Source organism: Zobellella sp. DQSA1, from assembly GCF_041950555.1.
Lineage (GTDB): Bacteria > Pseudomonadota > Gammaproteobacteria > Enterobacterales > Aeromonadaceae > Oceanimonas.
Genome location: NZ_CP169531.1, coordinates 3,862,660 through 3,884,751 on the forward strand (window position 1 = coordinate 3,862,660; position 22,092 = coordinate 3,884,751).

At 61.7% G+C, this 22,092-nt stretch carries 27 protein-coding genes; 2 read left to right on the forward strand and 25 right to left on the reverse strand.

Going from position 1 to position 22,092, the window contains the following annotated elements:
- Positions 1–16: 16 nt before the first annotated feature.
- The 11 genes from ACEVBK_RS18360 to ACEVBK_RS18410 form a co-directional block, all read right to left on the reverse strand.
- The gene (locus tag ACEVBK_RS18360) at positions 17–226 is read right to left on the reverse strand and encodes a cell division protein ZapB (RefSeq protein ID WP_375056324.1); all 210 of its coding nucleotides are present in this window, start codon (positions 224–226) and stop codon (positions 17–19) included.
- A gap of 141 nt (positions 227–367) precedes the next feature.
- A complete protein-coding gene (gene cysE / locus ACEVBK_RS18365; protein WP_375056325.1) occupies positions 368–1,150 on the reverse strand; it encodes a serine O-acetyltransferase in 783 nt (260 codons plus the stop codon).
- A 3-nt stretch (positions 1,151–1,153) separates the two neighbouring features.
- Positions 1,154–2,089: a cation diffusion facilitator family transporter gene (locus ACEVBK_RS18370; RefSeq protein ID WP_375056326.1), complete on the reverse strand. Its 936-nt coding sequence runs from the start codon at positions 2,087–2,089 to the stop codon at positions 1,154–1,156.
- A gap of 156 nt (positions 2,090–2,245) precedes the next feature.
- On the reverse strand, positions 2,246–2,548 hold the full coding sequence (locus ACEVBK_RS18375; RefSeq protein ID WP_375056327.1) for a hypothetical protein: 303 nt from the start codon (positions 2,546–2,548) through the stop codon (positions 2,246–2,248).
- Positions 2,549–2,665: 117 nt separating this feature from the next.
- Positions 2,666–3,130 (reverse strand): tRNA (cytidine(34)-2'-O)-methyltransferase, encoded by a 465-nt coding sequence (locus ACEVBK_RS18380; RefSeq protein ID WP_375056328.1) that lies wholly within the window; start codon positions 3,128–3,130, stop codon positions 2,666–2,668.
- Positions 3,123–4,493 (reverse strand): MATE family efflux transporter DinF, encoded by a 1,371-nt coding sequence (gene dinF / locus ACEVBK_RS18385; protein WP_375056329.1) that lies wholly within the window; start codon positions 4,491–4,493, stop codon positions 3,123–3,125. The genes ACEVBK_RS18380 and dinF overlap by 8 nt, the downstream gene beginning before the upstream one ends.
- 100 nt (positions 4,494–4,593) lie before the next feature.
- Complete coding sequence (locus tag ACEVBK_RS18390) at positions 4,594–5,241, reverse strand: SCO family protein (protein WP_375056330.1); 648 nt, start codon at positions 5,239–5,241, stop codon at positions 4,594–4,596.
- Positions 5,234–6,130 carry a heme o synthase gene (gene cyoE / locus ACEVBK_RS18395; protein ID WP_375056331.1) on the reverse strand — a complete coding sequence of 299 codons (897 nt, stop codon included), beginning with the start codon at positions 6,128–6,130 and terminating at the stop codon, positions 5,234–5,236. The genes ACEVBK_RS18390 and cyoE overlap by 8 nt, the downstream gene beginning before the upstream one ends.
- Complete coding sequence (locus ACEVBK_RS18400) at positions 6,091–7,098, reverse strand: heme A synthase (RefSeq protein WP_375056332.1); 1,008 nt, start codon at positions 7,096–7,098, stop codon at positions 6,091–6,093. The genes cyoE and ACEVBK_RS18400 overlap by 40 nt, the downstream gene beginning before the upstream one ends.
- 8 nt (positions 7,099–7,106) lie before the next feature.
- Positions 7,107–7,538, reverse strand: coding sequence for a hypothetical protein (locus ACEVBK_RS18405; protein WP_375056333.1), 432 nt, complete (start codon positions 7,536–7,538; stop codon positions 7,107–7,109).
- Positions 7,528–8,199 (reverse strand): SURF1 family protein, encoded by a 672-nt coding sequence (locus ACEVBK_RS18410; protein ID WP_375056334.1) that lies wholly within the window; start codon positions 8,197–8,199, stop codon positions 7,528–7,530. The genes ACEVBK_RS18405 and ACEVBK_RS18410 overlap by 11 nt, the downstream gene beginning before the upstream one ends.
- Positions 8,200–8,225: 26 nt before the next feature.
- On the opposite strand from ACEVBK_RS18410, the gene ACEVBK_RS18415 reads away from it, so the two are divergent.
- Complete coding sequence (locus ACEVBK_RS18415) at positions 8,226–8,432, forward strand: DUF2909 family protein (RefSeq protein WP_375056335.1); 207 nt, start codon at positions 8,226–8,228, stop codon at positions 8,430–8,432.
- A gap of 18 nt (positions 8,433–8,450) precedes the next feature.
- Here the strand turns inward: ACEVBK_RS18415 and ACEVBK_RS18420 are convergent, their stop codons facing one another.
- The 7 genes from ACEVBK_RS18420 to ACEVBK_RS18450 form a co-directional block, all read right to left on the reverse strand.
- Positions 8,451–9,320 carry a cytochrome c oxidase subunit 3 gene (locus tag ACEVBK_RS18420; protein WP_375056336.1) on the reverse strand — a complete coding sequence of 290 codons (870 nt, stop codon included), beginning with the start codon at positions 9,318–9,320 and terminating at the stop codon, positions 8,451–8,453.
- 14 nt (positions 9,321–9,334) lie between these two features.
- Positions 9,335–9,862 carry a cytochrome c oxidase assembly protein gene (locus ACEVBK_RS18425; RefSeq protein WP_375056337.1) on the reverse strand — a complete coding sequence of 176 codons (528 nt, stop codon included), beginning with the start codon at positions 9,860–9,862 and terminating at the stop codon, positions 9,335–9,337.
- Positions 9,849–11,474: a cytochrome c oxidase subunit I gene (ctaD, locus tag ACEVBK_RS18430; protein WP_375056338.1), complete on the reverse strand. Its 1,626-nt coding sequence runs from the start codon at positions 11,472–11,474 to the stop codon at positions 9,849–9,851. Before ctaD ends, ACEVBK_RS18425 begins: the two co-directional genes overlap by 14 nt.
- 9 nt (positions 11,475–11,483) lie before the next feature.
- Entirely contained in the window at positions 11,484–12,605 is a 1,122-nt protein-coding gene (coxB, locus tag ACEVBK_RS18435) for a cytochrome c oxidase subunit II (RefSeq protein WP_375056339.1), read from the reverse strand.
- Positions 12,606–12,921: 316 nt separating this feature from the next.
- On the reverse strand, positions 12,922–13,539 hold the full coding sequence (lexA, locus tag ACEVBK_RS18440; RefSeq protein WP_375056340.1) for a transcriptional repressor LexA: 618 nt from the start codon (positions 13,537–13,539) through the stop codon (positions 12,922–12,924).
- Positions 13,540–13,658: 119 nt separating this feature from the next.
- On the reverse strand, positions 13,659–14,531 hold the full coding sequence (ubiA, locus tag ACEVBK_RS18445) for a 4-hydroxybenzoate octaprenyltransferase (protein WP_375056341.1): 873 nt from the start codon (positions 14,529–14,531) through the stop codon (positions 13,659–13,661).
- The gene (locus ACEVBK_RS18450; RefSeq protein WP_375056342.1) at positions 14,528–15,079 is read right to left on the reverse strand and encodes a chorismate--pyruvate lyase family protein; all 552 of its coding nucleotides are present in this window, start codon (positions 15,077–15,079) and stop codon (positions 14,528–14,530) included. The genes ubiA and ACEVBK_RS18450 overlap by 4 nt, the downstream gene beginning before the upstream one ends.
- A 132-nt stretch (positions 15,080–15,211) precedes the next feature.
- Between ACEVBK_RS18450 and ACEVBK_RS18455 the strand changes: the two genes are divergently transcribed.
- A complete protein-coding gene (locus ACEVBK_RS18455; protein ID WP_375056343.1) occupies positions 15,212–15,613 on the forward strand; it encodes a flagellar basal body-associated FliL family protein in 402 nt (133 codons plus the stop codon).
- Here the strand turns inward: ACEVBK_RS18455 and glpG are convergent.
- From glpG to ACEVBK_RS18490, 7 genes are all read right to left on the reverse strand, one after another.
- On the reverse strand, positions 15,607–16,449 hold the full coding sequence (glpG, locus tag ACEVBK_RS18460) for a rhomboid family intramembrane serine protease GlpG (RefSeq protein WP_375056344.1): 843 nt from the start codon (positions 16,447–16,449) through the stop codon (positions 15,607–15,609). The two genes, ACEVBK_RS18455 and glpG, sit on opposite strands and share 7 nt — an antisense overlap.
- A complete protein-coding gene (gene glpE, locus ACEVBK_RS18465; protein ID WP_375056345.1) occupies positions 16,449–16,766 on the reverse strand; it encodes a thiosulfate sulfurtransferase GlpE in 318 nt (105 codons plus the stop codon). Before glpE ends, glpG begins: the two co-directional genes overlap by 1 nt.
- Positions 16,767–16,821: 55 nt before the next feature.
- Positions 16,822–17,526, reverse strand: coding sequence for an ABC transporter ATP-binding protein (locus ACEVBK_RS18470; RefSeq protein ID WP_375056346.1), 705 nt, complete (start codon positions 17,524–17,526; stop codon positions 16,822–16,824).
- Positions 17,527–17,528: 2 nt separating this feature from the next.
- On the reverse strand, positions 17,529–18,293 hold the full coding sequence (gene livG / locus ACEVBK_RS18475) for a high-affinity branched-chain amino acid ABC transporter ATP-binding protein LivG (protein WP_375056347.1): 765 nt from the start codon (positions 18,291–18,293) through the stop codon (positions 17,529–17,531).
- Positions 18,290–19,531, reverse strand: coding sequence for a high-affinity branched-chain amino acid ABC transporter permease LivM (locus ACEVBK_RS18480; RefSeq protein WP_375056348.1), 1,242 nt, complete (start codon positions 19,529–19,531; stop codon positions 18,290–18,292). Before ACEVBK_RS18480 ends, livG begins: the two co-directional genes overlap by 4 nt.
- Complete coding sequence (gene livH / locus ACEVBK_RS18485; RefSeq protein ID WP_375056349.1) at positions 19,528–20,451, reverse strand: high-affinity branched-chain amino acid ABC transporter permease LivH; 924 nt, start codon at positions 20,449–20,451, stop codon at positions 19,528–19,530. The genes ACEVBK_RS18480 and livH overlap by 4 nt, the downstream gene beginning before the upstream one ends.
- Positions 20,452–20,686: 235 nt before the next feature.
- Complete coding sequence (locus tag ACEVBK_RS18490) at positions 20,687–21,802, reverse strand: branched-chain amino acid ABC transporter substrate-binding protein (protein WP_375056350.1); 1,116 nt, start codon at positions 21,800–21,802, stop codon at positions 20,687–20,689.
- Between the last annotated feature and the right edge of the window lie 290 nt (positions 21,803–22,092).

Consider the following 22,092-nt stretch of genomic DNA (forward strand, 5'->3'; position numbering starts at 1 on the left):
GTGCCGGCGTTATAACTCAGGCGCTTTCTTCTACCTGATCGATTTTTCCAAGCAGCACCCGCAACCGTTCCTGCCAGGCATCGTGTTGCTGTTTCAGTTGCTGATTTTCTTCACCCAGTTGGCCATTCTGCTCTTTCAGCTCGTCCACTTCCATCTGCAGCAGGGAAATGGTGTCTACCGCCGCCTGGATTTTGGCTTCCAGTTTTTCCAATACATCAAAAGACATGCACTAACCCCTAATCAATGTTATTCGGCCCGCAGGCCCCTCAGCGCTCGAGGATACCCCGGCCAACCCAAGACAACAAGCGACCCCGGGCACAAGGCCGCCATTTGCAGTGAATTTATGCCACGCACGTCAACAAAAGTCTCAGATATTCTGGCTCATATCCAGCGACGGCTTGTCCGAGCCGGGACGCCCCACCACCCTGGCCGGCACGCCGGCAACGGTGGTATGCGGCGGCACCGGCTCCAGTACCACGCTACCGGAACCGATTTTGGCACCTTCGCCCACTTCGATGTTCCCCAGGATTTTGGCCCCGGCACCGATCATCACCCCTTCCCGTATCTTGGGATGGCGATCGCCTCCTTCCTTGCCGGTGCCGCCCAGGGTCACATTCTGCAGTATGGATACATCGTCCTCGATCACCGCCGTTTCTCCCACCACGATGCCGGTGGCATGGTCGAACATGATGCCCTTGCCGATGCGGGCCGCCGGATGCACATCCACCCCGAACACCACCGATATCTGGTTTTGCAGGTAGGTGGCCAGGGAGCGGCGGCCGTGGCGCCACAGCCAGTTGGAGATACGGTAGCCCTGCAGGGCATGAAAGCCCTTCAGGTAAAGCAAGGGGGTGGAAAACAGCGCCACTGCCGGATCCCGCTCCTGCACGGCACAGATATCCATGGCCACCATGTCCAGAATGGCCGGCTCTTCGTCCAGCGCCACCTCGATGACCTCACGCAGGCTGATCGCCGGCATCACCGAACTTTCCAGCTTGTTGGCCAGGATGAAACTCAGGGCGCACTTCAGGGTGTCGTGATTGAGAATGGTGGAGTAGAAAAAGCTGCCGAGCATCGGCTCTTCCACAATCATCCGCTGGGCTTCTTCGCGGATACGCAACCAGGTTCTGGATTGAATGCCGTCTTCCATGGGTTAGACCTTGTTTTCTATAAATTGATGTTCACTCATATCCTGAGAATGGGCCTCACGGGGCACGACCGAAATGGGGTCCATATGAATAATGACGTCGGTGTCGGGAAATAATGCGTGCAGTTCCCGTTCTGCTCTGTCGGCGATGCGATGGGCCCGGACCAGGGGTAATTGATCGTCCAGTTCCAGGTGCAACTGGATGAACCGGGTCTGGCCCGACTGCCGGGTGCGTAGCTCATGCAGCCCACGAACTTCCTCCACCGCCAAACAGGTATCAATAATGCGCTTTTGCTCTTCTTCCGGCAACTGTCTGTCGAGCAGCATCTGCACCGAATCGTAACCGATTTTCAACGCACCTTTGAAGATATAGCCACCGATCAGCACGGCAAAAATGCCGTCGGCCCAGTGCCAGCCGTACCAGGCCATGGCGATGGCCAGCAGTACCCCGACATTCAGCAGAATATCCGAGCGATAGTGCAATTGATCGGCACGAATCGCCACCGAATGGGTCCGCTTGATCACATAGCCCTGAAACAGTACCAGGCCTATGGTCAGCGCCAGGGAAAACAGCATGACCCAAATCCCCATGGCGGCATGGGTCACCTCCTGAGCGTTCAGCAGCCGGGAAATACCGTTGATGACAAGAAAAATCGCCGAGCCACAGATAAAGGCCGACTGCGCCAGCCCCGCCAGGGATTCCGCCTTGCCGTGACCGAATCTATGATCCTGATCCGGAGGCACCAGCGCATAGCGAATGGCCATCAGGTTGATCAATGAGGCGCTGATATCCAGCAGGGAGTCGGTCAGGGACGCCAGCATGCTGGCCGAACCGGTGTAAAACCAGGCCAGCAACTTGGCCAGTATCATGAAGCCGGCCACCACGGCGGCGGCAATGGCCGCCGTGGTCACCAGGCGGGAATAGGATGCGGGTTGGTTCATGACTCGGCCGGATAATGGTATTTGGTTTAGTATACCCTCGCGGCCCGGTGAATGTGACCCCAACACCGGTCCTCACCGCATACAGAAGGCCCCGCGCTTGCGCAGGGCCATGAGATAAGATAGGTGCTCGGTGCTTTGTGGTGGCGCTTGTTGCTGCTATAAATCACACAGCAGGCATTCCAGTTCCTCCTTGGCGTCATCGATCATCTGATATAACTCAAATGCATCTCGCCGCTGCAAGCTGAGGCTGACCTGCTGCTCCGGGGCGTCTTCGCTCTGCTCACAGACCAGCTGCATGCATTCTTCGCCCCGCTTAAAGTAAACGTGCTCAAAATCACTGGTAAAATGCTGATTTTTTTCAACAATATCAACTTCCAGCAAGCCGGTCGGATTGACCACTATATGGGCATGAAGTGGTTCTGTGCCCTGTAGGGTATAGCTACATTGCCTTGCCAACATCTCCGTCTCCTTCTGCCTGAAAAATCGCTTCACTATTGTAGAACAGAGATCGGGAGCTCAGTAAATAATCAATGGGATTTCGTGGTTATGCCTTAATAACCAGACCATCTAAGTGGTTTATAGCGCACCGGCAAAGCCCTGCTGGCGCCAGGCCTCGTAGCTGATGACCGCAACCGCATTGGACAGGTTCAGGCTGCGGCTGTCGGGCTGCATGGGAATCCGAATACGATTCTCGGGTGATACCGCGTCCAGCACCGATGCCGGCAACCCGCGAGTTTCAGGCCCGAACAGCAGCACATCTCCGGGCTGATAGGCTGGTTCATGGTAATGGCGGCTGCCCTTGGTGGTACAGGCGAAGAGACGCCGCCCGGCCATAGCCTGCTGAAAATCGGCATAACTGCGATGCAGCCGGACCCGACCGAAATCCGCGTAATCGAGCCCGGCCCGACGCAGCTTCTTTTCTTCCAGGTCGAAGCCGAGCGGCTCGATAAGGTGCAGGGCACAGCCATTATTTCGCACCAGACGCATGATGTTACCGGTATTGGGGGCAATTTCCGGCTCATAGAGCGCAATCTCAAACATGTTTTGTTTCTCCCATGCATTCGTCAACACCGACAAAGCCCTGCCGCCGATCGAGCCGCCACCAGGCCCAGCCCAGGGTCAGCCCACGAGCCAGCATAAAGCACCACATCGCCAGCCAGAGCGCGTGGTTGTCCAGCCCCCGGGCCAGCCACCATACCGGAAAAAATACCCCGCAGGTCGACAGCAGCATCATGTCACGCATTTCCCGTCCGCGGGTGGTACCGATAAAGATGCCATCGAGGATAAAGCACCAGCAGGCAGCCAGCGGCATCAGCACCAGCCAGGGCAAGTAGAGGGCAGCCTGAGCCCGCACCTCCGGGAGACTGGTGATCAGGCCGATTAAATACTCGCCGGCCAGGGCAAATACCAGGGTGAACAACACCGCCACCAGGGCGCCCCAGAACAGGTTGAGGGCGCAGGCCTGGCGGAATCGCGCCCGGTTGCGCTCCCCCACCGCCTTGCCCACCATGGCCTCCACCGCGTAGGCGAAACCGTCGAGGCCGTAGGAGATGAACATCAGGAAATTCATCAGCACGGCATTGGCCGCCACCACTCCATCGCCCAGGCGAGCTCCCTGGAAGGTCATAAAGGCAAAGGTCAATTGCAGGCAGAGGGCGCGGATAAATATGTCCCGGTTCAACCCCAGCAGGCGGCTGAAGGCCCCGCGGTTCAGGCACCGTCGCCAAAAACCGGCGGCGGGCCGGGCCCCTCGCGCCCGCAAGGTACGCCAAACCAGCCAGGCCCCCAGCCCCATGGCCAGGTAGTCGGCCAGCACCGAGGCCGCCGCCGCCCCCTTCACCTGCCAGCCCAGCCCCAGCACGAACCAGATATCCAGCAAGATATTGACGCTGTTGCCCAGGATCAGCAGCCACATGGGGGCCCGGGCGTTCTGGTTGCCCAGCAGCCAGCCCAACAGCACCAGGTTGGTCAAGGCCGCTGGCGCGCTCCAGATGCGCACGCCGACATATTCACGGCCATAGTGCTGCACCTCGGCACTGCCGCCGGCCAGCCAGAAGGCCAGCTCCATCAGGGGCCATTGCAGCAGCAGGATCAGCAGCGCCAGGCTCCAGGCCAGCACCAGGGCCCGCGCCAGCACCTGAAGCAGCCGCTCGCCATCGCCGGCGCCGAAGGCCTGGGCCGTTAATCCGGTGGTCGACATGCGCAAGAAGCCCAGTAGCCAGAAGATCAGGCTGATGATGGTGGCGCCCACCGCCACCCCGCCCAGGTAGTAGGCCTGCTCCAGGTGGCCAATGACGATGGTGTCCACCAGACCGAGCAGAGGCACGGTAATATTGGACAGCACCATGGGCAAGGCCAGGGCGAACACCTGCCGGTGCCTGGCCCCGTTAAGGAAGGAAGACATGAATCACTCTTGCAAAAAATAAAGGGGGCGGATAGCCGCGCCATGTCATTCGGTGGCGGTCCCGGGTAGTCCTGCCCCTCTCAACCGGAAGGCATTATACCTAACCACCCCATTGCCTGACGATACGGGACAGATCACGGACCAGTTCGGTGCCATCAACCAGCGGCATCTGAGTCTGTTCGTCAAAGCTGGGACGGAAGGAGGCATGCAGCTGCCCCCTGGGGTTGACCAGGGAGATGGAAGCGGAGTGATCCACCAGGTAGTCTCGCTCTTCCCGTTCGTAGACACCGTAGATCAGTCCCAGTTGCTGTACCGCCGGCATCAGCCACTCGTGGTCGGCGGTTACCGCCACGAAGTCGGGGTTGAAGTAGGCGGTGTAGGCCTTGAGCCGTTCGGGGGTATCCCGCACGGGATCCACCGACACGAACACCACCTGCACCGGCTCGTTCAGTTGCTGCAACTCGGGATAGATGCGCGCCAGATCCGCCAGGGTAGTGGGGCAGATATCGGGGCAGAAGGTATAGCCGACGAATACCAGGCTCCAGCGGCCGGCAAACTGCTGTTCGGTAAAGGGCCGGCCGTCGGCATCGAGCAGGGCGATATCCTTGAGCGGCCTGGGTTCAGGGTAGACCACCACCGCCTCGGTCAGGCTGTTTTCCCTGTTGTTATACCAGGCAATGCCGCTCAGGGTACCCGCTATCAGTAAGGTAACCGCCACTATCCATATCAGCTTGCTCGTATTAGCCATAGTTTATCCAGTGATCCGCCAGTATCAGCACGAACAGCCACATCAGGTGGCTGATTGAAAAGCGGAAACATTGTAGTGCGGTTTGCGGCTCAGGTCTAAATTTCAGCCGCCAGGCCCACTGGATAAAACGCAGGTTGAGCGCTAGCGCTCCCAGCAGGTAGAGCGGGCCCGACATGCCCACCACCCAGGGCAGCAGGCACACCAGGGTGAGCAGCAGGGTATAGAGCAGCACACAGGTCTTGGTGAACTCGATACCGTGGGTCACCGGCAGCATCGGAATGTCGGCCTTGGCGTAGTCATCCCGCCGGTGGATGGCCAACGCCCAGAAGTGGGGTGGGGTCCAGGTGAAGATAATCATCACCAGCAGCAGGGCGTGGCCGTGGAAGTCTCCGGTCACCGCGGTCCAGCCCAGCAAGGGCGGCATGGCTCCGGCCAGGCCCCCGATGACGATATTCTGGGGCGTGGCCCGCTTCAGCCAGACGGTATACACCACCGCATAGCCAAGCAGGGAAGCCAGCGTCAGCCAAGCGGTCAGGGCGTTGACCCATAACAACAGCACCGCCAGCCCCGCCGCCGACAGGGCAAAGGCAAAAACCAGTGCCGGCAGGGTCTGCACCCGTCCCTGGGCCACCGGCCGGTGGTAGGTACGAGCCATCTTGATGTCGATGCGCCGGTCCAGTACGTGGTTGATGGCCGCCGCCCCGCCCGCCATCAGCCCTATCCCCAGGGTGGCCGCCACCGCCACCAGTGGGCTCGGCAAACTATCGGTAAGAAACATCCCCACCACGGCCGTCAACAGGATCAACGCCACCACCTTGGGCTTGGTGAGGGCGAAGTAATCCCGCCAGGTCAGTTCCCAGCTTCTGGGCAATAATGCGCTTCGTGCCATGATTCCTCCCTGTAACGCCAGAGGCGTTCACCCGTTCCCGTTAAAATCAGCAGCAGTACCGCCGCGCCGGCATTGTGGGCCACCGCCACCGCCAGCGGCAGGTGCAACACCACGTTGGCCACACCCAGTGCCAATTGGACTCCAACCCCCAGCGCCAGCCCTGCGCCCCAGGGCCGCAGGGCCGCCTGGCGCCACAGCCGCCAGGCCAGCGCCAACAGCAGCAGCGCGGTTACCAGGGCCCACAGCCGATGGGCGGCATGGATGGTGATCCGCTCCTCCTGACTGAGCACCCCGTATTGGTAGGTCTCGGCAGGCACCCCGTGGGGATGGAAGGCGCTCCACTGCCACTGGGTCAACCAGTCGCCCTGACAGACCGGCAGTTCCAGACAGGCCAGGGCAGCATAATTGGCCGCGGTCCAGCCGCCCAGAGCAATCTGCAGCACCAGGGCCCCCAGCCCCGCCAGGTACCAGCCGCCCAGGCCGGCGACCCGGGGTGGTTCGGCCACCGGTCGCCGCCCCTGGCAGACCGCCAAAAACAGCAGCGCCAGTATGGTAAAGCCACCCAGCAGGTGCCCCATCACCACGAAGGGCAGCAGGTTGAGGGTTACCGTCAGCATGCCCAGGGTCGCCTGCCCCGTCACCAGCGCCAGCAACAGCCAGGCGGGAAGCCGGTAGGCCCGGTGCACCACCCTGAGCGACCACAGTGCCATCAGCAGTATGGTGACGCCCAGCAGGCCCGCCGCGTAGCGGTGCACCATTTCGTTGCGCGCCTTGACCAGTTCCAGCGGGCTGTCGGGGAAACGTTCTGCCGCCAACCGCTGGGCCTGTTCGGACTTGGGAACGGTGTGGAAACCGTAGCAGCCGGGCCAGTCGGGACAACCCAGGCCGGCGTCAGTGAGGCGGGTGTAAGCGCCCAGCACCACCACCACCAGGGTCAGGGCAAAGGCAAACAGGCAAAGTTGACGCACGATACCTCCTATCCGGCCCGGGAAAACTTGAGCAGGCGACGCAGATCGCCGAGCAGAGCCTTGCCGGTCAGCCGGTCCTGCTGTTCGTCGCCGCTCAGAGCATAGCGCATGACGAGTTGGCCGGGCGGATCCGCGATATAGACAAAGCCGGCCTCCAGCCCGGGCCCGGCCGGCACCTGTACCACCGCCACCCGCTCCTCGTCCCGGCCCAGGGCGAGGTCGACGTTGTGCAGCAGGGGGCCCGCATCGGCGCAGTGACCGCACTCCGGGGCCAGCGGCAGCACCAGCCGCCACTGTCGGGCCCCCTCTATCCGCCCCTCCACCCATTCCCCCTGTCCCTTGACCCCGGGCGTAAACCAGCCCTGCTGCAGGGTGAGCCAGGCCAGGGCCACCGGCAGCAGGAACACCCCCACCAATGCCAACACCGGTTTATGCTTCATGCCGCCTCCGATAAAATACCAATGCCGCCACCCACACCGCCAGGGCCATGGCGAACCACTGTACCGCATACCCCAGATGGCGCTCCGGCCCCATCACCACCGGTTGCCATTCGGCCCCCTCTTCCAGCCGCAACACGAAAGGCAGTGCCCGCTGGCCCCAGCGGGACTGCAACAGCCCGGGATCCAGCCCATTGATGCGTCGCGCCTGGGGATCCGGGGCACCACCCAGGGACAGAGGCGGTCGATAAGGCCGGATCAGGACCCCGCTCAACTGCACCGTACCTTCCGGCAACGTCACCACCGGCAGCCGGCGCCGATCCGCATCGGCCGGCCACCAGCCGGTATCCACCGCCAACAGACCGTAGGGGGTCTGTAATGGTCGGATCAGCCGGTAGCCGACCCGACCATCCTGGATCTGGCTGTCAAGGAAGAGATCACCGCCGGCCAGATAAACGCCCCCAACATCCAGGCGATAACCGAAGGGAGAGCCGATAGCCAGGGCTTCATCCAGATCCAGAACAATGTCGCGTCGCTGCTGCCATTCCTGCAGCAGCTGGCGCTTGTCATCGGCCCGGGACAGCTGCCAGATGCCCATGGTGACCATCAGCGTGGTCATCAGCAGAGTCAGCGCCAATAGTCCCCAACTTTTTCCTATACTCAAGACCTAGTCTCTCCAGGAAGCGATACATGCTGTTCAAACTACTGATTGTCTTGTTGTTATTGATGGTGATAGGCAACCTGCTGCTGGGCCTCAGGGCCATGCTCGGCAACCGGGATCCGGCACTGATGGCCCGCTACATCGGCCGTCGCTTGCTGTTTGCCGTCATCATACTGCTGCTGTTGATCGCCGCCATGGCCAGCGGGCTGCTGGTGCCCCATCCCACCCCGGGATAGAGCACCAAACGAAGCCCACTACAAAATATAGACAAAGACGAACAGACAGAGCCAGACCACATCCACGAAATGCCAGTACCAGCTGCTGGCCTGAAAGCCGAAATGCTGAGCCGGGGTAAAATGTCCCTTGTTGACCCTGAGCCACATGATGAACAACATCAGGGTACCCAGGGTGACGTGGGCACCGTGGAAACCGGTGAGCAGGAAGAAAGTATTGCCGTAGATGCCGGAGTCCAGCCGCAGGTCCAGATCCCGGTAGGCATGCACATATTCCCAGGCCTGCAGCCCCAGGAACAGCACCCCCAGCAGCACGGTCCCGCCCAGCCACTGCTTCAGCCGGGCCCGTTGTTCCTGCAACAGCGCCAGATGGGCAAAGTGCGCCGTCACCGAGGACGTCAACAGTATGATGGTGTTGATCAGCGGCAGGCCGAACCAGCCCATGGCGGTGGTCTCGATGCCGCCCGGGGTCAGCAGCAGGGGCCAGACCGGGTTGAACTCGGGCCACAGTACCTCGTGGGTCATGGCGTTGTTGCCGGCCCCGCCCAGCCAGGGCACCGCCAGCACCCGGGTGTAGAACAGGGCACCGAAGAAGGCGCCGAAGAACATCACCTCCGAAAAGATGAACCAGCTCATGCCCTGGCGGAAGGATCTGTCCATCTGCTCGCTGTACAGGCCCGAGTGGGATTCATCGATCACGTTGCCGAACCAGCCGAACAGCATAAAGGTCATCACCAGGGTACCGGCGGCGAACACCACCGGCCCCCAGATACCGGCGATGCCCGCCGCCCACATGCCGGCCCCCGACGCCAGCAGAAACAGGCCAATGGCTCCCACTATGGGCCAGGGGCTTTGGGCCGGAACATAATAACTCTGGGTCTTGACCGCCATGACTGCCTCCTAGCTCAGCTGCGCGTGGCAACCTGTTCGCTGATGTCGTAAAGGGTATAGGACAGGGTGAACACCTCGATATGGCCGGGCAGAGCCTCATCCACGTAGAAGCGCATCGGCATCACCGCCTGCTCCCGCGCCGCCAGGGGCTGCTCCCGAAAACAGAAACACTCGGTCTTGCGCAGGTAGCCCGCCGCCACGCCCGGCGAAACCGAGGGAATGGCCCGCAGCACCCGGTCCTCCGCCGCAAGGCTGGTCACGGTGAAGTCCACCTGATGCATCTCGCCCGGATGCACCTGCAGCCGGCGCACCGAGGGTTCGAAGTCGCCGCTGAGTCCCTTGGACTTGTAGGTCACGAATTCCACGGTGATCAACCGATTCTCATCCAGACTCTGCGATGACGCCGCCGCGCTGGTGGCGGTCTTGCCGTTCAGCCCGGTGATATCGCAAAACACGTCGTACAGGGGCACCAGGGCGAAGCCGAAGCCGAACATCCCCACCGCCACCAGGCCGAGCTTGAGTGCCTTGTTACCGTGATCCATTGCCTTCCACCTCCGGGGGCGTGCTGAAGGTGTGGTAGGGCGCCGGCGAGGGCACTGTCCACTCCAGGCCGTGGGCCCCTTCCCAGGGGCAGGCCGCCGCCTTTTCCCCGCCCCGGATGCACTTCACCAGCACCGCCACGAAGATAAGCTGGGACAGGCCAAAGGCGAAGCCGCCGATACTGACCAGGGCGTTGATGTCGGCAAACTGCAGCGCGTAGTCGGGAATGCGCCGGGGCATACCGGCCAGCCCCAGGAAATGCATGGGGAAGAAGAGGATGTTCACCGAAATCACCGAACACCAGAAATGCCATTTGGCCAGCCGCTCGTCGAACATGTGGCCGGTCCACTTGGGCATCCAGTAATAGGCCGCCGCCATGATGGAGAAGATGGCGCCGGACACCAGCACGTAGTGAAAATGGGCCACCACGAAGTAGGTGTCGTGGTACTGGAAGTCGGCCGGGGTGATGGCCAGCATCAGGCCGCTGAAGCCACCGATGGTGAACAGCACGATAAAGGCCAGGGCGAACAGCATGGGCACCTCGAAGCTGATGGAGCCCCGCCACATGGTGGCCACCCAGTTGAACACCTTAACCCCGGTGGGCACCGAGATCAGCATGGTGCAGTACATGAAGAACAGCTCCGCCGCCACCGGCATACCCACGGTAAACATGTGGTGGGCCCATACCAGGAAGCTCAGGCCGGCGATGGAAGCGGTGGCGTACACCATGGAGGCGTAGCCGAACAGTTGCTTGCGGCTGAAGGTGGGGATGATGGCCGAGATGATGCCGAAGCTCGGCAAGATCATGATATATACCTCGGGGTGGCCGAAGAACCAGAAGATGTGCTGGAACAACACGGGATCGCCGCCGCCGGCCGCATCGAAGAAACTGGTGCCGAAGTACTTGTCGGTGAGCACCATGGTCACCGCCCCCGCCAGCACCGGCATCACCGCGATCAGCAGGAAGGCGGTGATAAGCCAGGTCCAGCAGAACAGGGGCAGTTTCATCCAGGTCATGCCCGGCGCCCGCAGGTTCCAGATGGTAACGATGACATTGATCGCCCCCATGATGGAGCTGATGCCCATGATATGGATGGCGAACACGAACAGGGCGGTACTGTCCGGCGCATAGGTGGTGGACAGGGGCGCATAGAAGGTCCAGCCGAAGTTGGGGCCGCCGCCGGGCATAAACAGGGAGCTCAACATCAGCAGGAAGGCGAAGGGCAGTATCCAGAAGCTCCAGTTGTTCATGCGCGGCAGCGCCATATCGGGGGCGCCGATCATCATGGGGATCATCCAGTTGGCCAGGCCCACGAAGGCGGGCATGACGGCACCGAATACCATGATGAGGCCATGCATGGTGGTCATCTGGTTGAAGAAATTGGGCTCCACCAGTTGCATGCCGGGCTGGAACAGCTCGGCACGAATCACCATGGCCATGCTGCCGCCCAGCAGGAACATGGCCAGGCTGAACAGCAGGTAGAGGCTGCCGATATCCTTGTGATTGGTGGTCAACAGCCAGCGCATGATGCCCTTGGCCGGGCCATGGTGGTGGTGCTCGTCCGCCACACCCAACTGGCCGTCTGCGGTCTGTGTCCGATCTAACTGCGTCATCCCTGCCCCCTATTGTCCCTGCCTGGCTTCATGGATGTCCCGGGGCTGCACCAGATCTCCGGTGTCGTTGCCCCAGGCGTTGCGCTCATAGGTGATCACGGCAGCCAGCTCCTTCAGCGCCAGTTGCCGGTCGAAACTCTGCATGGCGGTGCCCGCCTTGCCGTGGAGCACGATGTCGATATGGGCGGCCCTGTCGTTCAGCATCATGTCGCTGCCCCTGAGCGCGGGAAAGGCACCGGGAATGCCTTCGCCATTGGCCATATGACAGGCGGCGCAGTGGCGCTGATACACCTGTTCACCCAGGCGCATCATCTCCTCCAGGCCCATGTCCATGGCCAGCAGCTCCTGCTCGGCGGCCCGGGCTTCGGCCTGTTCCGCCTTCACCCGGGTCAGCCAGCCTTCGAACTCCTCGGGAGAGCGGGCATCCACCACTATCGGCATAAAGGCATGATCCTTGCCGCACAGCTCGGCACATTGACCGCGGTAGAGGCCAGGCTGGTTGATGCGGGTCCAGGCCTCGTTGATAAAGCCGGGAATGGCGTCTTTCTTGACCGCGAAGGCCGGCACCCACCAGGAATGGATGACATCGTCGGCGGTGATCAGGAAGCGCACCTTGCGATCCGTGGGCAGCACCAGGGGCCGGTCCACTTCCAGCAGGTAGTTATCGCGCTTGCGCAGGCTACCGTCGATTTCCTGGGGCAGGGTCGCCAGCAAACTGAAGAATTCGACGTCCTCGTCGAAATAGCGGTAGTGCCACTTCCACTGGGAGGCGGTGACCTGCACCGTCAGATCCGACTGGCTGGCATCCTCCATGGCGATCAGGGTGCGGGTGGCGGGAATGGCCATGCCCACCAGGATCAGGAAGGGGATGATGGTCCAGAGAATTTCCACCTTGGTGCTTTCGTGGAACTGAGCGGCCTTGGCGCCCTTGGACTTGCGGTGATGGAGCAGGGCCCAGAACATGACCCCGAATACCACCAGGCCAATCAACGCGCAGATGATGAGTATGGTCATGTGCAGGCCATACACCTTCTGGCTGATATCGGTGACCCCCTGGGTCATATTGAAACGGCTTTGCGCCCACACGGGCAGTGATGCCACTAGCGACAGCAGCAGAACAATCGGCTTCACACGCACCCCCAAAAGTTTTAGTCCTTTATTTTGGCGCACTCGAACGAGAGTCAGTGCTTACCGAACCACCGCATCCATCGGTCCGGCACACACTAAGTAAAGCATTGATTATGAAAAAGTAAAAAAATGAAAAAAGAAAATGGGAGCAGGAAGCAGGAAGCAGGAAGCAGGAAGCAGGAAGCAGGAAGCAGGAAGCAGGAAGCAGGAAGCAGGAAGCAGGAAGCAGGAAGCAGGAAGCAGGAAGCAGGAAGCAGGAAGCAGGAAGCAGGAAGCAGGAAGCGCACCCTTGGCCCCCACTCCCCGGAAAACAAGCAGTTTAAAAATCGCTGTTGCGGATAACTCCCACCGCCAGGCCCTCGATGGTCAGTTCCTGACTGCGCAGGTCAACCTCGATGGGGGACAGTTCTTCGTTCTCCGGCAGCAGGCTGACCTTATTGCCCTGGCGCTGGAAGCGTTTGACCGTGACCTCATCATCGAGCCGCGCCACCACTACCTGGCCGTTGCGGGCCTCCTGGGTCTTGTGCACCGCCAGCAGGTCGCCGTCCATGATACCGATGTTCTTCATGCTCATGCCCTTGACCCGCAGCAGGAAGTCAGCCGGCGGATGGAACAGGGCCGGATCCAGCCGGTAATGGCTTTCTATGTGCTGCTGGGCCAGGATGGGCTCGCCGGCGGCCACCCGCCCGATCAGCGGCAGGCCCTGTTCTGCCTCCGGCTCTTCCTCCTGGGCCAGGCGGATGCCGCGGGAGGTGCCGGGCATCATCTCGATCACTCCCTTCTTGGCCAGGGCCTTGAGGTGCTCCTCGGCGGCGTTGGCGGACTTGAACCCCAGGGACTGGGCAATTTCGGCACGGGTGGGCGGCATACCGGTCTGCTGGATATGCTCCTTGATGATTTCCAGCACCTGAGACTGGCGGAGGGTTAGCGCTTTCATGGGAAACCTGTCTTTTTATACAGTCAACTGTCAGTATATCCAGTAAATCCGGCAGGGCAAGCACAATAAATCACGGCGTCGCACCTTCCCCTCTTTTGTGACCAACGGCGGCGATACAGTTACAGCAGCGCCAGCACCAGGCCGGCGAACACCGCCATGCCCGCATAGTTGTTGTTGAGGAAGGCCTGGAAGCAGGCTGTCCGCTCCCGGTACCGGATCAGCCGCTGCTGGTACACGAACAGCGCGGCAGCGGCCAGCAGCCCCCAGTAAAAGGGCGCGGCCAGGGCGAACGTCAGACCCGTCGCCGCCAGCAGCAACAGGGTCACCAGTTGCAGCAGGCCGACCATCAGTTTGTCGCGCCGGCCGAACAGGATGGCGGTGGACTTGACTCCTATCCTGAGATCGTCGTCCCTGTCCACCATGGCATACATGGTGTCGTAGGCCACGGTCCAGGCCAGGTTGGCGGCAAACAGCAACCAGAGCCCCATCGGCAGGCTGTTTGCCTGGGCGGCGAAGGCCATGGGAATGGCCCAGGAGAAAGCAATGCCCAGGAACAGTTGGGGCAGATGGGTGTAGCGCTTCATAAAGGGATAAAGCGCCGCCCAGCCCAGCCCGGCGAAGGCCAGCTGAACGGTCAGGGCGTTGGTGGTCAGCACCAGCAGGAAGGAAATGCCCACCAGCAGCGTAAAAAATCCCAGGGCCTGGCGTTCGGTCAGCTCGCCGGCAGGCAGTGGCCGGGCCTGGGTTCGCTTGACATGGCCGTCGATATGACGGTCCGCATAATCGTTGATCACGCAGCCGGCGGAGCGCATGGCAAACACCCCGGCGACGAACACCAGCAACACCCATAGCGAGGGCCGGCCTTCGGCGGCGATCCATATCGCCCACAGGGTCGGCCACAGCAGCAGCAGGCTGCCGATGGGCTTGTCCAGCCGGGCCAGTGCCATATAGGCGCGCCAGCGGGGGCGGGAAGGCGAAGTCAGGGTAGTCATGCTACGGGCTCCAGATAAGCGGGCACGGCGGGCAGAAACAGCTCGGTCACCAGCACCCGAGCCCGGCCGGTGGCCAGGGTGGAACGCCGTCCCCACAGAGGGCCGGCAGCCGGCTCGGCCAGGCCGAGTCGCACCGCGAGCGGGTCGTAATCGGCCTGCGCCAGTTCGGCATACTCGAAGGTGGAGCGGCGCAGATCCGGGGCATCGAACAGCAATTCACCCAAGGCGCGCTGCCCGAGCTCGGCCAGCTCCGGTATGGCCGCCCGGGTGGTCGGCGAATACAGCGAACTGGCATAGACCCAGGGCCGGCCGTCACACAACAACAGCACCTCCCGGCAATAGGCCTGTTCGGCATCCAGCAGGGCCCTTTGCGCCGGGGTCAGGGACAGCCTGGCTTCGCGGGCCAGCACGGCCACCCGGAACTGCCGGCAATGCCGGCGCAAACGCTCGGTGAGGGAGCCGGGATCCCGCAGCCAGTCGCACAGGGCGGGCCGCCGCAACGGCAGCGCCGCCGTCCAGTGCCAGAGATGATCGGCAGATGGCGTCACGGGTTATTCCTGAAATAGCGGATACACATAAAAAGGCACGACTCAGTTACTTTAAAAATCACGTATTTACTTGACCGGGTCGGTATTTGTTTAAACAATGCGCCCCTGATAATACCCTTGGAGACATTGTTTATGCTGCGCATTGTTGCTCTGTGCATGCTACTGGCCGCGACGGGCCAGGTCCACGCACAAGAAGCATCACCGGCTCCCGACGGGCCCTTATACTACACCATGACGCCGGACATTATTACCAACTACCAGAATTCCGGGCAAACCCTCGGCTATATCCGCGTGTCCATCGAACTGATGCTGGAGCGGGCCGATCAGATGCCGCTGGTGGAGCAGCATATGCCGCTGCTGCGCGATGCCATCAACAATCTGCTGGCGGAAAAAAACCAGCAGGAAATCCGCTCCCTGACCGCCCGTACCGAGCTGGCGAGCGAAGGCCAGCGGCGGCTGAACGATCTGTTGTTGAAGGAAACCGGCCAGGCCCCCATCCGCCGCCTGCTGTTTACCAACTTCCTGTATCAGTGACGAGAAGGTCTGGATCTATTATCCAGCCAGGCCTGCAACAATCCGATCAGCAAGCCGCCCAGGTGCGCCATATTCGCGACCGGCGTACCCAGCAAATCGGCAAAGCCCAGCACCAGCCACACCACCATGAACACCGCCATGCCGTCCGGCAGGCCGATGCCCCTGGAGGGATTGATCCGCCCGCTGAGCCAGACATAGGCCAACAGGGCGTAGACCACCCCCGACAGGCCGCCGAAGCGGGGCCCGCTGGCCCAGAACTGCATCAGGTTGGGCAGTACCGCGGCCAGCAGCAGCAGCAGCAGCAGTTTGCCATGGCCCAGGCGCCGCTCTACCATCCCTCCGAGATACCACCACCAGAACAGGTTGAACACCAGGTGCATCAGCGAAAAATGCAGCAGCGCCGGGGTAAAGGCGCGCCAGAACTCCAGCCCCAGCAACTGTTCCCAGCGGGCCGGGAAGGACAACAGCCCGAACATCGGTAGCCCCAGCCAGCTCAGGCCATACACCAACAGGCACCCCACCAGCACCAGCATGTTCACCGGGCCGGTCTGACGCAGCAGGTCGCTCAGCCAGCCCGGCTCCTGGCGGCCATGGGTAAAGCGGACATGGGTGTCGCCCTGGCGCCAGGAGGCATCCTGATAGCGGGGATGCAGCGGTTCCGCCAGGAAGCGTTTCACTTCCTGCTGGGCTTCCTGGTAGCGGGATTCGTTGACCAGCCAGATGCTGACATTCTGATCATCATCCAGCGTTAACTCGCATTTGAGTCCGATATCGGCCAGGTAATCCACGAAAGCCTGGGCCCGGCGTGGATCCTTGAGCACCAACAGCAGTCTCATCAGGCCCCGACCACGGCCTGGGTACGACGCCAAGCCTCGAAGCCACCGTCCAGGCTGTAGACTTCCTCGAACCCCTGGTGGATCAGGTACTGGGCGGCGCCCTGGCTGCTGATGCCGTGATAGCACATCACGATCACCGGGGTGTCGAAGTCGGCCTCATTGGTGAACTGCACCAGGCTGTCGTTGGTGAGATGAAAGGCACCCTCGGCATGGGCCAGGGCAAAGGACTGGGGGTCGCGGATATCCACCAGCCGGGCACGGCCCTCGGCCAGCATGGCCTCGGCCTCGGCCACCGAAATATGGGCAAACTGCTCCATGTATCACTCCTCGCATGAATTTAGGGCAGTTTACCCAATCCGGGCGGCCTTGGCATCATCCGCCCAAATAGGCGCGGCGAACCTGCTCGTTGCTCAGCAGGGCCGGACCGCGGTCGGCCAGCACCACTCGGCCGTTTTCCAGCACGTAGCCCCGGTCCGCCAGCTTCAGCGCCTGGTTGGCATTCTGCTCCACCAGGAAGATGGTCATGCCCTTTTCATCCCGCAGCCGGGCGATGATGTCGAAGATCTGGGCGATGATGATGGGTGCCAGGCCGAGCGAGGGCTCGTCGAGCAGCAGCAACCGGGGCTTGCTCATCAGCGCCCGACCGATGGCCAACATCTGTTGCTCACCGCCGGACATGGTGCCGGCCCGCTGGTGCATCCGCTCCTTGAGTCGGGGAAACATCTGGTACACCTCCGCCAGCAGGCCCTCGTGCTCGCTCCTGTCCACGAAGAAGGCGCCCATGTGCAGGTTTTCCTCTACCGTCAGCCGGGAAAAGATGCGCCGCCCCTCGGGCACGATGGCGATATCCTTGCGCATGATGGTGGCGGTATCCAGGGTACTCAGATCCTGTCCCTCGAACAGCACCCGGCCCCGGGTCGGCTTGGGGTCGCCGCAGATGGTCATCATCAGGGTGGTCTTGCCCGCGCCGTTGGCGCCGATCAGGGTGACGATTTCCCCCTTGTCGATATGAACGGACACATCTTCCAGTGCCTGGATCTTGCCGTAGCTGGCACAGACATTGTCCACTTGCAGCATCTTCAGTCTTCTCCCAGGTAGGCTTTGATCACATCGGGGTGGTTGCGCACCTGCTCCGGGGTGCCGTCGGCCAGAGGCCGGCCCTGGTTGACCACGTAGATATGGTCGGAGATGCCCATCACCAGTTTCATGTCGTGCTCGATCAGCAGGATGCTGACTCCCTCGTTGTCACGCAGATCGCAGATCAGCAGATCCAGCTCCTGGGTTTCATTGGGATTGAGCCCCGCCGCCGGTTCGTCCAGCATCAGCAGTTGCGGCCGGGCCGCCATGCAACGGGCAATCTCCAGCCGCCGCTGCTGGCCGTAGGCCAGGTTGCCGGCGGTGCGGTTGGCAAACTCGGTCAGCCGCACCTTTTCCAGCCAGTAATGGGCCCTTTCCAGCCCTTCCCGCTCCGCCCGGCGAAAAGCTGGGGTCTTGAACAAGCCGGCCAGGAAACCGGTGCTGAGATGGCGATGCTGGGCCACCAGCAGGTTTTCCAGCACCGTCATTTCCTTGAACAGGCGCACGTGCTGGAAGGTGCGCACCATGCCGAGGCGGGCAATCTTGTGGCCGGGCATGCCCTGGATATCCTGCCCCTGGAAGTTGACGGTGCCGCCGCTCGGCCGGTAGAAGCCGGACAGGCAGTTGAACACCGTGGTCTTGCCGGCCCCGTTGGGGCCGATCACCGACACGATTTGCCGCTCCCGCATGGACAGCGCCACCTGATCTACGGCCACCAGGCCACCGAAGCGCATGGTCAGGGCGGATACCTTTAACAGCTCGGTCATGATTTCAGCTCCATATGCGGCCGGTGCATCGGCAGCAGACCCTGGGGCCGCCAGATCATCATCAGCACCATCAGCAGGCCGAACAGCAGCATGCGGTATTCGTTAAACTCCCGGGTCAGCTCCGGCAGTATGGTCATGACGATCGCCGCCAGCACCACCCCGATTTGCGAGCCCATGCCGCCCAGCACCACGATGGCAAGGATGATGGCCGACTCGATGAACACGAAGGACTCGGGACTGATAAAGCCCTGGCGCGCGGCGAAGAAGCTGCCGGCAAAACCGGCGAAGGCGGCGCCGATGGTGAAGGCGCTCAGCTTGATCAGCGTCGGGTTTAGGCCGAGCGAACGACAGGCGATTTCATCCTCGCGCAACGCTTCCCAGGCCCGGCCGAGCGGCATGCGCAGCAGCCGGTTGATGATGAAGATAGTGAACACCACCAGCACCAGCGCCAGCAGGTAGAGGAAGATCACCTTGTGCCCCGAGTTGTAGGCGATGCCGAAAAACTCATGGAAGGTATTCTCGCCCCGGCGCTCGAATTCCAGCCCGAACAGGGTCGGCTTGGGAATGCCGGCGATGCCGTTGGGCCCCCCGGTCACCTCGGTCATGTTGTTGAGCAGGATGCGGATAATTTCGCCGAAGCCCAGGGTGACGATGGCCAGGTAATCGCCGCGCAGGCGCAACACCGGAAACCCGAGCAGGAAACCGAACAACGCCGCCATGCCGCCGGCGAGCAACAGGCAGGTCCAGAAATCCAGCCCCAGGTAGGCGTTGAGCAGGGCATAGGTATAGGCGCCCACCGCGTAGAAGCCCACATAACCCAGATCCAGCAGGCCGGCCAGGCCCACCACCACGTTCAGCCCCAGCCCCAGCATCACGTAGATGAGGGTCAGGGTGGCCAGGTCCACGGCACCACGGGAGCCGACGAAAGGCCAGATAACCAGCCCGACCAGCACCAGTACGGTGACGATACGGTACAGCCAGGGCTGTTCCTCCGGCGCCGGCAGGGCAAAATGGCCCTTGCGATCGGACAGGTAGCGGAAGGGCCTGCGCAACTGGGCCTGGAACAACTGCCCCAGGAACACCAGGGCCGCGCCCAGCGCCAGCCACTCCCAGGCCGTATCCAGGCGATTGGTCACCACCAGCCGGGTGCCGGCGGTTTCCAGCCGGAAACCGAGCAGCCAGCCGGCCAGCACCAGGAAGAGGGCGACGGCGATAAAGGCGGGTTTGAACTTGTTCATACCTTTTCCACCTCCGGTTTGCCCAGGATACCGGTGGGCATGAACAGCAACACCGCGATCAGCAGGCCGAAGGACACCACGTCCTTGTACTCGGTGCTGAAGTAGGCGCCGGTCATGGCCTCGGTCACGCCCAGCAGCAGGCCACCGAGCACGGCGCCGGGCACGCTGCCGATGCCGCCCAGCACCGCGGCGGTAAAGGCCTTGAGCCCCGCCATAAAGCCGATGTAGGGGTTGATGACCCCGTAGTAAGAACCCAGCAGCACCCCGGCCACCGCCGCCAGGGCGGCGCCGATCACGAAGGTGAGGGCGATGATGGTGTTGCTGTTGATGCCGAGCAGGTTGGCCATCTTCAGGTCTTCGGCACAGGCCCGGCAGGCACGGCCCATGCGCGAGCGGGAAATAAACAGGGACAGCAGGGTCATGGCGACAAAAGTCACCAGGAAAATGATCAACTGCATGTAGGACAGGGACGCCTGGAAACTGCCCTCACCGAAGCTCCACCCTCCCGGGATCAGGCTGGGCATGGCGATGTCCCGCGAGCCCTGGGACAGGCGCATCATGTTCTGCAGGAAAATGGACATGCCGATGGCGGAGATCAGGGCGATCAACCGTTTGCTGCTGCGCAGCGGCCGGTAGGCCACCCGTTCGATGGAATAACCGTAAACGCTGGTCAGGGTAATACTCACCAGAAAAGCGGAAGTCAGCAGCAGGAAGCTGCTGTCTATACCCATCATCATCAGCGCGGTCATCACCATGAAGGCGGCGTAGGCGCCGATCATGTAGACCTCGCCATGGGCGAAGTTGATCATGCCGATGATGCCGTACACCATGGTGTAGCCGATGGCGATAAGAGCATAGGTGCTGCCAATGGTCAGGCCATTGAGCAGTTGCTGGACGAAATAAAGTACGGGCTCAGACATACAACCTTTCCTTGTCGTAAGAGCCTGTTTTCGATCGTCACGGGCGGTGGCCAGGCGAGGCGGAAAGGGCGAAAAAGCGGAGTGTACAAGTAGTACATGAGCATTTTGAGCCATTTTCCAACGACGAATGGCCGAGCGCAGTAGATCGTCAACAGGCTCCAAGAGCGGTCGGGAAAATCGGGGCACTACCAAAGCGGGGCCGGCAGGCCCCGCTTGCATCAGGAGTTGCTCTCCCTTACAGCTGGGAGGAGGAGCCGTCCTTGTGCCACTCGAACACCCCGAATTCGAAGCCGAGCAGATCGCCCTTGTCATCCCAGGACAGCGGGCCCATCACGGTATTCACCGGTTCGGCACGCAGCGCCTCGGCCACCGCTTCCGGCTCGGTACCGGCGCGCTTGATGCCTTCGGCAATGGCTTCCACCGCCGCATAGGTGGTCCATACAAAGGGGCCGGTGGGATCCCCGCCCTTGGCCTTGATCGCCTCCACCACGGCGACGTTGGCCGGATCCTGGTCATATTTCTTGGGCAGGGTCACCAACAGGCCTTCGGAGGCATCGCCGGCGATGGAAGTGATGTCCTTGTGGCCCACGCCTTCCGGCCCCATAAAGCGGGCTTTGAAACCTTTTTCGGCAGATTGCCGCAGGATCAGCCCCAGCTCGGGGTGGTAGCCGCCGTAATAGACGAAGTCCACCTGGTCACGCTGCAGCTTGGCAATCAGGGCGGAGAAGTCCTTGTCACCCGAGGTGATCCCCTCGTAGGCCGCCACCTCGACGCCGGCGTTTTTCAACGTATCGCGCACGCTGGAGGCCAGGCCTTCACCATACTGCTTCTTGTCGTGGATCACCGCAATACGTTGGGGTTTGACCTGCTCCAGAATATAGCGGGCGGCGGTTGGCCCCTGGTCACTGTCGAGGCCGATGGTGCGCATCACGAACTCCAGGCCACGCTCGGTAATGGTGGGGTTGGTCGACGCCGGGGTGACCATCAGTATGCCTTCATCGTCATAAACGTCGGAGGCCGGCAGGGTGCTGTCGGAGCACAGGTGGCCCACCACGAACTGCACTCCGTCGTTGACGATGCGGTTGGCCACCGCCACTGCCTGTTTCGGGTCGCAGGCATCGTCGTATTCCACCGCCTGCAGGCTGTACTCGCCCAGGGCGCCGGACTGGTTGAGCAGCTCGACCGCCATGCGTCCGCCGGTGAACTGCATGTCACCGTACTGGGCCACGGGGCCGGTCACCGGACCGGCGATGGCAATTCTTACGGTTTCCGCCGAGGCGGAAAAGGCCGCCCCGCCCCCCAGGGCGACGAACACCGCCGCCGCTACTGCCTTCTTATTCCATGTGACCATGTAAATTCCCTCTGTCCTGATATTGGTCTTGCCGGAGATGATCCGGCCTGCCCTTTTTTCTAACCCTAGCGCGCGATTTCCACAAGAGAAAAATGCTTCAGATGGGGCTGGTTACAAAATAAAAACAAAGATTGTGAAGCCGGATCTCATCCGCGGTTCCCGCCATGACGTAAAGCTCGTCCGACAAAACATCGGGACAACCACGACTAATTCGGAAACCTGACGGCATAAACCAGCGCGGCGCCTGGCGGTGGGTATAAAACCACCACTAAGGGCTTACATTTGCTAAT